The following is a 12761-nucleotide window of genomic DNA, read 5'->3' as shown; positions in this document are numbered from 1 at the left end:
CGCGGGGCCCGCCCCCGCCGGCCCCCCCCCCCCCGGGGGGGGCCCCCCCGGGGGCGGCCCCCCCCCCCCCCGGGGGGGCGGCCCCCCGCCGCCGCGTTTGCCGTTTGCCGTCTTTTGTCCGCATCGGTCCTATCCTTGGCGGCACTATGGTGCGGCAACTCGGAGAACTCGAGAACGACATCATGACCCGGGTGTGGCAGTGGAACCGCCCGGTCACGGTTCGGGAGGTTCTGCAGGATCTGCGGTCGGAACGCGAAATCGCGTACACCACCGTGATGACGGTGCTCGACAAGCTCTACCGAAAGGGCTGGGTGCGCCGGGAGCGCGCCGGGCGCGCATACCGATATGAACCGGTCTCCTCCCGGGAGGCGTACACCGCCGCGCTGATGAACGACGCCTGGGCGACCAGCGACAATCCGGCGGCGGCACTGGTGCACTTCTTCGGGATGATGTCACCGGAACAGCGCGAGTGGCTGCGCGACGCACTGCGGGTGGCCGGTGTCGATACCGAGGAGACCGGGCAGCCCGCGGCACGATAACGTTCCCCGGCATGGAGGTCACCATCCGCCGTGCGCGGACCACCGACGTGCGCGCCATCCGCCGGCTCATCGACACGTACTCCCGCGACGGCATTCTGCTCGACAAGCCGACCGTCACCCTGTTCGAATCCGTCCAGGAGTTCTGGGTCGCCGAACGCGACCAGGACGGCCGGGTGGTGGCCTGCGGCGCGCTGCACGTGATGTGGGAGGACCTCGCCGAGGTGCGCACCCTCGCGGTGGACCCGGTCTGCAAGGGGCTCGGCATCGGGCACCTGCTGCTGGACAAGCTGCTGGAGACCGCGCGCTGGCTCGGCGTCCGTCGGATTTTCTGCCTGACGTTCGAGGTTCCGTTCTTCTCGAAACACGGCTTCGTCGAGATCGGCGAAAACGACGATCGTACGGCAGACCCGGCGGCCGTGGCCACGGAAGTCTATGAAGAACTCCTGCGCTCGTACGACGAAGGCGTCGCCGAGTTCCTCGACCTGGAGCGGGTGAAGCCGAACACCCTGGGCAACTCGCGGATGCTGCTGCACCTGTGAGTCATGCCCGGCGGCACGACCTGCGACACAGGGGTTTGTGTTTTCCGGGAAAAGACGCTTTCCTTTCTCTAGGCAATGGATCGTTATCGCGGAAAGGGAAGCCCGTGGCACAGAGGGTTCAGGTCATTCTGGAAGACGATCTCGACGGCGGCTCCGCGGACGAGACGGTGACGTTCGCCCTGGACGGCGTGGCCTACGAGATCGACCTGAAGAGCGACAACGCCGAGAAGCTCCGCGGCCTGCTCGCCCCGTACGTCGACAAGGGCCGCAAGCAGAGCGGCCGGCTGACCGCGCCGCGCCGCGGCGGCAGCGGCGGCCGGAGCGCCGGGCGGTCCGCCGCGGCCGGCCAGGCCGACACCGCCAAGATCCGCACCTGGGCGAAGGAGAACGGGCACCCGGTCAACGACCGCGGCCGCGTCCCGAGCAACGTGCGCGAGGCGTACGAGCGGGCCCACGCGTCCTGAGCCCGGGGCCCGCGGGCCCTCAGCGGGCGGGCGGCAGGCCCAGCCGTTCGCGCGCGCAGGCGTCCGCGAGGGCGTCCAGCAGGAGCAGCAGGTCGGACGAGCGCAGGTCCAGGGCGGGTCGGTCGGTCCCGGCCCGCAGCCAGTCGGCGGTCCGCGGTCCGGGCACCCGGGGGTCTCCCGGGTGCGCCGCACGGGCCTCGATCGGCAGGCCGAGCTCCGGGCCCCAGCCGAGCCAGCCGAGCAGGTCGGGCACCGGCTCGGCGGTCCCGGGGGCCAGCAGGAACACCGCCCGGTCGGCCTGCCGCAGCACCGGCCAGCCGACCCGGCCCCGGCGCTCCAGCCGGTCCAGCGCGGCCCGCGCGGGCCGCAGCGGCGCGCTCAGCCGGTCCGATCCGCGCCAGAGGGCGGCGGTCGGGGGCGGGGGTGCCGCGGCGACGGGCGGCGGACGGGTCACGACCTGTGCAACGCTGGAGGGGCCGGGCGGTCACGCGACCGCCACCGGAACGGCGGTACACCGCCGCCGGCCGGCCTGACGTCCCGTCACCCCGGGCAGCGGGCCGCCGGACTTCTCGCCAGGCGAACACGCACCCCGCGGAAACCACGCGAAACCCGCCGGATTACCGGGTATGAATGCTGGTGGACGGGGTCGCAGGAGCCCGTCCGCAGCACGCCGCCGGGCCGGAGCGACGGTTCCACCGAACCGTGTTCGCCGTTGGCGTAGCGGGATCCGGTGCATCGGGCCCGTCGCTGGGAACACCGTCTCCCAGCATCAGGTTGGGAAAGGTGTCGGCTGGTCGCGCAGCATGTTGCTCCCGCTCCGTGGGAGTTCCGTAGCCGCGCTGCTGAGCGGGACTAGCATGCGGAAGGACAGGGCGGGGACGGCCCCCGAACTGACCGACCGCTCTGAGGAGCGATTAACGATGTTCGAGAGGTTCACCGACCGCGCGCGGCGGGTTGTCGTCCTGGCACAGGAAGAAGCCCGGATGCTCAACCACAACTACATCGGCACCGAGCACATCCTCCTGGGCCTGATCCACGAGGGCGAGGGTGTCGCCGCAAAGGCGCTGGAGAGCCTCGGCATCTCGCTCGAGGCGGTCCGCCAGCAGGTGGAGGAGATCATCGGCCAGGGCCAGCAGGCCCCGTCCGGGCACATCCCCTTCACCCCCCGGGCGAAGAAGGTCCTGGAGCTCTCGCTCCGCGAGGCGCTTCAGCTCGGCCACAACTACATCGGCACCGAGCACATCCTGCTCGGCCTGATCCGCGAGGGCGAGGGCGTCGCCGCCCAGGTCCTGGTGAAGCTCGGCGCCGACCTGAACCGGGTGCGCCAGCAGGTCATCCAGCTGCTGTCCGGCTACCAGACCGGCAGCGGCAAGGAGTCCGCCACGGCCGGCGGCCCGGCCGAGGGCACCCCGTCCACCTCCCTGGTGCTCGACCAGTTCGGCCGCAACCTGACGCAGGCCGCCCGCGAGGCCAAGCTCGACCCGGTGATCGGGCGCGAGAAGGAGATCGAGCGGGTCATGCAGGTGCTGTCCCGCCGCACCAAGAACAACCCGGTGCTGATCGGCGAGCCCGGCGTCGGCAAGACCGCCGTCGTGGAGGGCCTGGCCCAGGCGATCGTCAAGGGCGAGGTCCCGGAGACGCTCAAGGACAAGCAGCTCTACACCCTGGACCTCGGCGCCCTGGTCGCCGGTTCGCGCTACCGCGGTGACTTCGAGGAGCGCCTGAAGAAGGTCCTCAAGGAGATCCGCACCCGCGGCGACATCATCCTGTTCATCGACGAGCTGCACACCCTGGTCGGCGCGGGCGCCGCCGAGGGCGCGATCGACGCCGCCTCCATCCTGAAGCCGATGCTGGCCCGCGGTGAGCTGCAGACCATCGGCGCCACCACGCTGGACGAGTACCGCAAGCACCTGGAGAAGGACGCCGCGCTGGAGCGCCGCTTCCAGCCGATCCAGGTCGCCGAGCCCTCGCTCCCGCACACCATCGAGATCCTCAAGGGCCTGCGCGACCGGTACGAGGCGCACCACCGCGTCTCGATCACCGACGCCGCCCTGGTCGCCGCCGCCACCCTGGCCGACCGGTACATCTCGGACCGCTTCCTGCCGGACAAGGCGATCGACCTGATCGACGAGGCCGGCTCCCGGATGCGCATCCGCCGGATGACCGCGCCGCCGGACCTGCGCGAGTTCGACGAGAAGATCGCCGAGGTGCGCCGGGAGAAGGAGTCCGCGATCGACGCGCAGGACTTCGAGAAGGCCGCGTCGCTGCGCGACAACGAGAAGCAGCTGCTCCAGGCGAAGGCCAAGCGGGAGAAGGAGTGGAAGGCCGGCGACATGGACGTCGTGGCCGAGGTGGACGAGGAGCTCATCGCCGAGGTCCTGGCCACCGCCACCGGCATCCCGGTCTTCAAGCTGACCGAGGAGGAGTCCTCCCGCCTGCTGCGCATGGAGGACGAGCTGCACAAGCGGGTCATCGGCCAGGAGGACGCCATCAAGGCGCTCTCCCAGGCGATCCGCCGCACCCGGGCGGGCCTCAAGGACCCGAAGCGCCCCGGCGGCTCGTTCATCTTCGCCGGCCCCTCGGGCGTCGGTAAGACCGAGCTGTCCAAGACCCTGGCGGAGTTCCTGTTCGGGGACGAGGACGCGCTGATCGCGCTCGACATGTCCGAGTTCTCCGAGAAGCACACCGTCTCCCGGCTGTTCGGTTCCCCGCCCGGGTACGTGGGCTACGAGGAGGGCGGCCAGCTCACCGAGAAGGTGCGCCGCAAGCCGTTCTCGGTCGTCCTCTTCGACGAGGTCGAGAAGGCCCACCCGGACATCTTCAACTCGCTGCTGCAGATCCTGGAGGACGGTCGGCTGACCGACTCCCAGGGCCGGGTCGTGGACTTCAAGAACACGGTCATCATCATGACCACCAACCTCGGCACCCGGGACATCTCCAAGGGCTTCAACCTGGGCTTCGCGGCCACGGGTGACGTCCAGACCGGCTACGAGCGGATGAAGGCGAAGGTCGGCGAGGAGCTCAAGCAGCACTTCCGCCCCGAGTTCCTGAACCGCGTCGACGACATCGTGGTCTTCCACCAGCTGTCCGAGGCGAACATCATCGAGATCGTCGACCTGATGATCGCCAAGGTCGACCAGCGGATGAAGGACCGGGACATGGGCATCGAGCTCAGCCCGGAGGCCAAGAGCCTGCTGGCGAAGCGCGGCTACGACCCGATCCTGGGCGCGCGTCCGCTGCGCCGCACGATCCAGCGGGAGATCGAGGACCACCTGTCCGAGAAGATCCTGTTCGGTGAGCTGCGCTCGGGCCACATCGTGGTCGTCGGCGTGGAGGGCGAGGGCAAGGAAGCCAAGTTCACCTTCCGCGGCGAGGAGAAGTCCCCGGTGGCGGACACTCCGGCGGCGGTCACGGCGGCCGGTCCGGACCTGACCAAGTAATAGCGCCGCAAAGCGTTCCGCGAGCCGCCGCCCCCGACCTGTTCAGGTCGGGGGCGGCGGCTTTTCCGTGCCGCGCTTTTCAGTTGAAAAACTGTTTAGGTTTCCGTGTGCTGTGAATCCGGGGTCCGCGCGCCGCCGAATGGGTGCGACACGCCACACTCCGAGCACGACCGACCCTTGTCGCGGCTGGCTGACCAGTAGGTTGACGCTCCGTCAGTCACTCGGAGTCGCGGGAGCATAGCGGCGTGAACACGCCACGGTCAAGGTCTTTCTTTTTTACCCGACCTTGGATCAAATGTCGTCCACCTGTCTTGCATTGGTTCACCGGTTCGGCCAACAGGCCTCACCGGCAAGGGGAGGACGTCACCACGTTGAAGATAACCAAGAGGGTTGCCGCGGCCTCCGCCGCAGTCGCGGTGGCCGCGGCGCTGGGCGCCGGCCTGCTGCCCGGCACCGCCTCCGCAGCCCCGGTGACCCCGGTGGTCAAGGACCCGGCCGACGCCATCCAGAACGACAGCGTTCCGCGTGAGCTGCAGAGCCCGCTCGCCGACAAGCAGCAGGCCGAGCAGACCGCCGCGGTCGAGCAGCTGGTCAACGGCACCGCCAAGGTCGAGAAGCACGGCAGCGGTTCCTCGGTGAAGCTGGGCCGCGACAAGTACGTGGAGCTGTCGCGCGAGCGCACGGACAAGATCTTCACGATCCTCGTCGACTTCGGCGACCAGGTGGACAACACCACCACGACCGCCGACGGCAAGGTCAAGTACGGCGGCACGCCCGGCCCGGCGCGCAACCAGATCGCCGCTCCGGACCGTTCGAAGGACAACTCGACGGCCTGGCAGGCGGACTACAACCAGGCGCACTACCAGGACCTGTACTTCGCGAAGAACAAGCCTTCGCTGAAGACCTACTACGAGCGCCAGTCCTCCGGCCGCTACTCGGTCGACGGCCTGGTGACCGACTGGGTCCGGGTGCCGTGGAACGAGGCCCGCTACGGCTCGGACTACTGCGGCCAGCACGTCTGCGCCAACGCGCAGGACCTGATCCGCGACGGCATCAACGCCTGGGTCGCCGACCAGAAGTCCAAGGGGCGCACCGACGCCCAGATCAAGGCCGACCTGGCGCAGTACGACCAGTGGGACCGTTACGACTACAACGGCAACGGCAACTTCAACGAGCCGGACGGCTACCTGGACCACTTCCAGATCGTCCACGCCGGTGAGGACCAGTCGGCCGGCGGCGGTGCCCAGGGCACCGACGCGCTGTGGGCGCACCGCTCCTACGCGTACGCCAACCAGTCCGGCAAGACCGGCCCGGACTACAACAAGCTCGGCGGCACCCAGATCGGCGGCACCGGCCTGTGGGTCGGCGACTACACCATGCAGCCGGAGAACGGCGGCCTGGGCGTGTTCGCGCACGAGTACGGCCACGACCTCGGTCTGCCGGACCTGTACGACACCTCCGGCCAGGGCATCGACAACTCGGTCGGCTTCTGGTCGCTGATGTCCTCCGGTTCGTGGCTGGGCCAGGGCAAGAACGAGATCGGCGACATGCCGAACGACCTCGACGTGTGGTCGAAGCTCAAGCTGGGCTGGCTGAACTACGACACCGCCAAGGCGGGCCAGACCTCGCTGTCGCTGCTCGGCCCGGCCGAGTACAACTCGAAGCGCAAGCAGGGCCTGGTCGTCAACCTGCCGCCGAAGACCGTCACCACCGTGGTCAACACCCCGTTCGAGGGTGGCAACGAGTGGTGGAGCGGCAGCGCCGACGACCTGAACGTCACGCTGACCCGCGACGTCGACCTGACCGGCAAGTCCTCGGCCTCGCTGACCGCGAAGGCCTGGTACGAGCTGGAGACGGACTACGACTACGCGTACGCCGAGGTCTCCACCGACGGCGGCAAGAACTGGACCGCGCTGGCCGGCACCTTCAACGGCGCCGCGCTGCCGGACAACGCCATCAACGGCACCTCGAACGGCGCGTGGGGCGACCTGTCCTTCTCGCTGAACCAGTACGCCGGCCAGGCCGTCAAGGTCCGGTTCCGCAACACCACCGACGGCGGCGTCCACTACAAGGGCCTGGCCCTGGACAACATCGCGGTGACCGCGGACGGCTCGGCCCTGTTCACCGACGGTGCCGAGAACGGTGACAACGGCTGGACCGCGGCGGGCTTCTCCCGGATCACCGGCCAGTTCGCCAAGGACTACGACCAGCACTACCTGGTCGAGAACCGCCAGTACATCTCGTTCGACACCACGCTGAAGACCGGCCCGTACAACTTCGGCTCGGCGGCCCGTCCGGACTGGGTGGAGCACTACGCCAACCAGAACGGCGTGCTGATCTGGCTCTGGGACTCCTCCCAGACCGACAACAACGTGGCGAACCACCCCGGCCAGGGCCTGATCCTGCCGGTCGACGCCCACCCGGCCACGCTGAAGTGGAACGACGGCACGATCATGCGTCCGCGCTTCCAGTCCTACGACGCGACCTTCGGGTCCGACCGGACCGACGGCCTGACCCTGCACAAGGCCGACGCGCTCACCAAGATCCCGAGCTCGCGCGGCGTGACGGTCTTCAACGACCACACCACCAAGTACTGGTTCGACGAGAACAAGTACAGCAGCGTCCAGGTGCCGGACACCCGCACCCAGATCGAGGTGCTGTGGCAGTCGCACAACGACCTGGAGGCCATGATCAAGGTCTCGCCGGTCCGCAAGTGACACCACGTCAGTAGCGGTACCCGAGGGCCCCGGCGGTTTCCCACCGCCGGGGCCCTCGGCCTTTCGTGACGCCGGGTCAGCGGTCCCGGAGGAGGGCGAGGAAGGCGTCAAGCGCCTCGGTGACCTGTTCGGCGCTCCAGGCGGCGGCGTCGGCGGCCACCGTCACCTCGGTCATCGACAGGCCGGGCTGCGGGGCCGGCTCGCGCCAGCCGCCGAACAGCGAGACGCCCTGCTCCTCGGCCTGCCGGAGGCCGGCCTCCTCCAGCCGCGCGGCCGGGTACGGGAGCCAGAACTGGAACTGGTGGGTGTGCGGCGGCTCGGGGTGCACCCGGGCGCCGGGGGCCGAGGCGAGCGCGGCGGCGACCGTCTTGGCGTGCGCCACGTAGTCGGGCAGCCGGGGCAGCTCGTGGTCCAGGCCGGCCAGCGCGGAGAGCGCCGCGGGCCATTGCTGCCACAGGCTGCCGCCGTAGCGGTGCCGCCAGACCTTGAGCCGGCGGACGTACTCCGCCTCGCCCGCCACCAGCGCGCCGCTGTGGCCGCCGAGCGACTTGTAGCAGGAGACGTACACCGAGCCGGCCCGGGCGCAGACCTCCGGCAGCGGGCGGCCGAAGTGCGGGGCGGACTCCCAGAGCCGGGCGCCGTCCAGGTGGACCGGGCGGCCCTGCCGTTCGGCCAGCTCGTACAGCGCCTCCAGTTCGCCCCACTCGGGCAGCAGGAAGCCGGCGTCGCGCAGCGGCAGCTCCAGCATCAGCACGTCGTACGGCTCGTCGAGCTCGGCCAGCTCGGCGGCGGCGGGCTGGCGCGGGGCGCCGGTCAGCGGGACGCTGCGCAGGCCGGACAGCACCTGGTGGGCGCGGCGCTCGTGCTGCTCGGGGTGGGCGAGCGGGTGCATGGCGACCACCGGGCCGTGGGTGTCGGCCCAGGTCTTGAGGGCGGCCTGCTGGGCCATCGTCCCGGTCGGGAAGTAGGCGGCGTCCGGCTTGCCGAGCAGGGCGGCGGTGCGCAGCTCCAGGGTGCGGACGATGCCGTCGCCGTAACGGTCGGTGGGCTCGTCCAGCGGGTACGGGCCGTCGGCCAGCGCGGTGAGGGCGGCCAGGGACTCGCGCACGGTCTGCGGGCGGCCGGCCGAGAGCAGCCGGTCGGCCCGGCGGCGGGCGTGGAAGCGGCGGTCCTGAACAGGGGTGTCGTTCATCAGCTGATCATCTCCGACGTAGAGGTGGATCGGATGGCGCAGCTGGTTCGAAAGCCGGTTCGGGCACCGGCTCGAAGGGCGGTCATACCCGGACCGGTTCGGGCCCAAACCGGGCGGTCGCCGGTGGCGCTGCTCACAGGGCATTTCCGACATACGACCCGGGATAGGAGGTTTGGGACGCGAAAAGCCTCGCCGCCCGAGGCCTCGGGGTGGCCTAGCACCCGCTCCACGCACTATCGGCCGTCGTAGGTCACACTCTTGGGCCTTCGCATCCGGGTCGTTTACACCGGAGTCGTTCACCAGTGCGGCGGGCCCTCACCGGCCCGGCCCCGCTCTGGCCCCGTCCGTGAGGTACCGACTCCCGATGCGTTCTCTCCCCGCCACCGGCCGCCGGCTTCTCCAGGCGATCAGCACTCGCCACGTCCGTTCGGTCCTGGCGGCCGGCCCGCACACCACGGCCCGGCTGGCCCCCGCCAAGGCGCTCGCCTCGGGCGCCGCGGTGGTCGCCGCCGGCGCGCTGCTGATCCCGACCGGACAGGCCATCGCGCAGACCGCCCACCCGGACGCCCCGGTCGCCGTCACGGCCACCGCCGAGGGCGCCCCCGCCGAGGTCTCCGGCTTCCACCTGCCGGACCCGGCCGCGCACCAGGGCGAGCGGGCCGAGGCCGCCAAGGCGGCGCTGGTCGCCTCGCTGGAGCAGGTTGGCCAGGCCCAGCCCCAGGCCCCGGAGCAGGACCAGCACCAGGACGAGCAGGCCTCCCGCGGCGAGGAGCGCGTCGAGCTGCGGGCCGACGAGCAGCAGCAGCAGGACGACGGGCAGCAGCAGGCGGACGCCGAGCGGGCCGCCGCCGAGCAGCAGGCCGCCGCCGAGAAGGCCGCCGCCGACCAGCAGGCCGCCGCCGAGAAGGCCGCTGCCGAGAAGGCGGCCGCCGAGCAGCAGGCCGCCGCCGCCGCTGCCGCCGCCGCCGCGCAGGCGAAGCCGGACTGGTCCTCGCCCGCGCCGGGCGCGACGATCAGCAACCCGTACCACAAGACCAACGCGGCGTACGCGGCCGGCTACCACACCGGCACCGACTTCGCGGTCTCGGTCGGCACCCCGGTGCTGGCGGTCGGCGACGCGACCGTGGTGTCCTCCGGCTACGCGGGCGCCTACGGCAACCAGATCGTGCTGAAGCTCGCCGACGGCCGCTTCGCCCAGTACGCGCACCTGTCGCAGCTGGGCGTGAAGGCCGGGCAGCACGTGGACGCGGGCCAGCAGGTCGGCAAGTCCGGCAACACCGGCAACTCGCACGGCCCGCACCTGCACTTCGAGATCCGCACCGCCAACCAGTACGCGAAGGTGATCGACCCGGTCGGCTACCTGAAGCAGCACGGCGCGACCAACTTCTGATCCGCCGCTCCCCCGCTCCGCCCCGAGCCGTCCGCGCCTACCGCGCGGGCGGCTCGATGCGTGCCGCGACCTCCAGGGCGACCTCCAGGGCGGCCTCCATGGCCTCCTCGACCGTGGTGGGGGCGGGCTCGCCCGGGGTGCCGGGCTCGCAGAAGTCGGTCTTGAGCAGGAACATCGCCGAGTGCACGGAGGTCAGCGCCACGGTGGCGCGCAGCCGGTCGCGGAAGGTCGGCTCCGGCCCGTGCAGCAGGCGGATCATCCGGATCATCCGCTCCTTGAACGCCAGCCCGGCGGCGGACTCCCGCAGCGCGGGCTGGTTCTCGTGGAAGAAGCGCAGCAGCGGGGCCCGCTCGCCCATCCCGGCCGCGAACCGGCGCAGCAGTTCGTCGCGCAGCTCGGGCGACCAGGGCCGGTCCTCGCCGTAGGCGATGGCGTCGTCGAGCGGGGCGGCCATCTTCTCGACGATGCCGCGGACGATGTCGTCCTTGGTCTTGAAGTGGTAGTAGAGGGCGGCCTTGGTGACGCCGAGCCGGTCGGCGATCTCCCGCAGCGAGGTCTTCTCGTAGCCGTTCTCGGCGAACAGCTCCAGCGCCACGTCGATGATCCGCGCTCTGGTGTCGCTGCGGGGGCTCTGGGTGGTGGTCATCGCTGGCGGCCTGCCTCGGGGAGCGGGTGCGGAGGGGTGTCAAGATCCGGTTCTGCTGGCATTGTCCCTGCCCAGCGGGGCTGCATCGAAACTGGCTTGACGACCGGCTAGTGAACAACCTACCGTGCCGGACGGCGATTAACTAGCCGGTCGTCAAGTAAGTACCGCCGCGGCACCCCGCGGCACCTGCGCCCCGGGAGAGACGCACCATGACAACCCAGCAGTCAGCGGCGGTTCCGGAGGAACCCGTCGTCGCACTCGGGAAGCCCGACGAGTTCGAGCAGCGCCCGCACCGCGAGATCCGCCTGGTGATGATCGGCCTGGTCATCACCATGCTGCTCGCCATGCTCGACAACCTGATCGTCGGCACCGCGATGCCCACCATCGTCGGCGAGCTGCACGGCGCCGAGCACATGTCCTGGGTGGTGACCTCCTACACCCTGGCCACCGCCGCCTCCACCCCGATCTGGGGCAAGGTCGGCGACCTGTACGGCCGCAAGGGCTCGTTCCTGGTCTCGATCGCGATCTTCCTGCTCGGTTCGGCGCTGTCCGGCCTGTCGCAGAGCATGACCCAGCTGATCGCCTTCCGCGCCGTCCAGGGCCTGGGCGCCGGCGGCCTGATGGTCGGCGTGATGTCGATCATGGGCGCGCTGGTGCTGCCCCGCGACCGCGGCAAGTACCAGGGCATGTTCGCCGCCGTGATGGCGCTGGCCACCGTCGGCGGCCCGCTGATCGGCGGCTTCATCACCGACCACCTGAACTGGCGCTGGACGTTCTACGTCAACCTGCCGCTGGGCGCGATCGCGCTGGCCTTCATCGTCGTCGTGCTGAAGCTGCCCAAGGTCCGCTCCGACGCGAAGATCGACTACTTCGGCGCGGTCCTGCTCACCGTCGGCATCGTCTCGGCCGTGCTGGTCACCACCTGGGGCGGCCACGAGTACGCCTGGGGCTCGAAGCAGATCCTCGGCCTGGGCGCGCTCGGCGCGGCCTCGCTGATCGGCTTCTGCTACGTCGAGCAGCGGGTCGCCGAGCCGATCATCCCGCTCCAGCTGTTCCGCAACCGGAACTTCACCATGGTCTCGATCATCGGCTTCATCGTCGGTTTCGCCATGTTCGGCGCGGTGACCTTCCTGCCCACCTACCAGCAGATCGTGCAGGGCGCCTCGGCGACCAACTCCGGCCTGCTGCTGATGCCGATGATGTTCGGCATGCTGGTGATCTCGCTGGTGGTCGGCCAGGCCATCACCAAGACCGGCAAGTACCGGATCTACCCGATCATCGGCACCGCGGTGATGGCCGGCGGCTCGCTGCTGCTGTCCACCCTCGCCGTGGACACCAAGAGCTTCACCTCCTCCTGCTACATGGTGGTGCTCGGCGCCGGCATGGGCTTCCTGATGCAGGTCACCATGCTGGTCGCGCAGAACAGCGTGGAGATGAAGGACATGGGCGTCGCCTCGTCCTCCGCCACCCTGTTCCGCACCATCGGCGGCTCCTTCGGCGTGGCGCTGTTCGGGACCCTCTACGTCAACCGGCTCAACGAGACCCTGAAGGACGCCGGGATGCCGGTCGGCGGCGAGTCCACCGGCTCGATGAGCCCGGAGACGCTGAAGAGCATGCCGCCCGAGGCGGTCTCGGTGCTCCAGCACGGCATCGCCAACGGCATGCACACCGTCTTCCTGTGGGGCACCGTGATCAGCGTGGTCGCCGTCGTCGCCTCGCTGTTCATCCGCGAGGTCAAGCTCCGCGGTGGCGCGGACGCCGCCGAGGCCAAGGCCGAGGCCGCGCTGGAGGGCGCGGTCTGAGGTCCGCCCGTCCGGGCCCGAGGACGGCCCGC

At 70.4% G+C, this 12761-nt stretch carries 10 protein-coding genes; 7 read left to right on the top strand and 3 right to left on the bottom strand.

Annotated elements, in window-relative coordinates:
• Positions 1-146: 146 nt before the first annotated feature.
• The 3 genes from ACZ3J7_RS24955 to ACZ3J7_RS24945 all read left to right on the top strand — a co-directional run bounded on the left by ACZ3J7_RS24955 (position 147) and on the right by ACZ3J7_RS24945 (position 1542).
• Positions 147-539: a BlaI/MecI/CopY family transcriptional regulator gene (locus ACZ3J7_RS24955; protein WP_014136523.1), complete on the top strand. Its 393-nt coding sequence runs from the start codon at positions 147-149 to the stop codon at positions 537-539.
• Positions 540-550: 11 nt separating this feature from the next.
• A complete protein-coding gene (locus tag ACZ3J7_RS24950) occupies positions 551-1078 on the top strand; it encodes an amino-acid N-acetyltransferase (RefSeq protein ID WP_465624866.1) in 528 nt (175 codons plus the stop codon).
• 104 nt (positions 1079-1182) lie between these two features.
• Entirely contained in the window at positions 1183-1542 is a 360-nt protein-coding gene (locus ACZ3J7_RS24945; protein ID WP_465624864.1) for a histone-like nucleoid-structuring protein Lsr2, read from the top strand.
• A gap of 19 nt (positions 1543-1561) precedes the next feature.
• Here ACZ3J7_RS24945 and ACZ3J7_RS24940 read toward each other — a convergent pair whose 3' ends face one another.
• The gene (locus ACZ3J7_RS24940; protein ID WP_465624862.1) at positions 1562-1996 is read right to left on the bottom strand and encodes a hypothetical protein; all 435 of its coding nucleotides are present in this window, start codon (positions 1994-1996) and stop codon (positions 1562-1564) included.
• A gap of 466 nt (positions 1997-2462) precedes the next feature.
• Between ACZ3J7_RS24940 and ACZ3J7_RS24935 the strand changes: the two genes are divergently transcribed.
• Together ACZ3J7_RS24935 and ACZ3J7_RS24930 are read left to right on the top strand one after the other, a co-directional pair.
• Positions 2463-4982, top strand: coding sequence for an ATP-dependent Clp protease ATP-binding subunit (locus ACZ3J7_RS24935; RefSeq protein ID WP_465624860.1), 2520 nt, complete (start codon positions 2463-2465; stop codon positions 4980-4982).
• A gap of 371 nt (positions 4983-5353) precedes the next feature.
• Complete coding sequence (locus tag ACZ3J7_RS24930) at positions 5354-7699, top strand: immune inhibitor A domain-containing protein (protein ID WP_465624859.1); 2346 nt, start codon at positions 5354-5356, stop codon at positions 7697-7699.
• A gap of 76 nt (positions 7700-7775) precedes the next feature.
• On the opposite strand, the gene ACZ3J7_RS24925 is transcribed toward ACZ3J7_RS24930, so the two are convergent.
• A complete protein-coding gene (locus tag ACZ3J7_RS24925; protein ID WP_465624857.1) occupies positions 7776-8891 on the bottom strand; it encodes a threonine aldolase family protein in 1116 nt (371 codons plus the stop codon).
• A 364-nt stretch (positions 8892-9255) separates the two neighbouring features.
• On the opposite strand from ACZ3J7_RS24925, the gene ACZ3J7_RS24920 reads away from it, so the two are divergent.
• Positions 9256-10281, top strand: coding sequence for a M23 family metallopeptidase (locus ACZ3J7_RS24920; RefSeq protein WP_465624855.1), 1026 nt, complete (start codon positions 9256-9258; stop codon positions 10279-10281).
• 37 nt (positions 10282-10318) lie between these two features.
• Here the strand turns inward: ACZ3J7_RS24920 and ACZ3J7_RS24915 are convergent, their stop codons facing one another.
• Positions 10319-10927, bottom strand: coding sequence for a TetR/AcrR family transcriptional regulator (locus ACZ3J7_RS24915; protein ID WP_465624853.1), 609 nt, complete (start codon positions 10925-10927; stop codon positions 10319-10321).
• A 209-nt stretch (positions 10928-11136) separates the two neighbouring features.
• Between ACZ3J7_RS24915 and ACZ3J7_RS24910 the strand changes: the two genes are divergently transcribed.
• Positions 11137-12729, top strand: coding sequence for an MDR family MFS transporter (locus ACZ3J7_RS24910; protein ID WP_465624851.1), 1593 nt, complete (start codon positions 11137-11139; stop codon positions 12727-12729).
• Positions 12730-12761 lie beyond the last annotated feature (32 nt).

This window comes from Kitasatospora sp. NPDC015121 (assembly GCF_055562955.1).
Note: the sequence above shows the minus strand (reverse complement) of the source record. Positions and strands in the feature narration are given on the sequence as shown.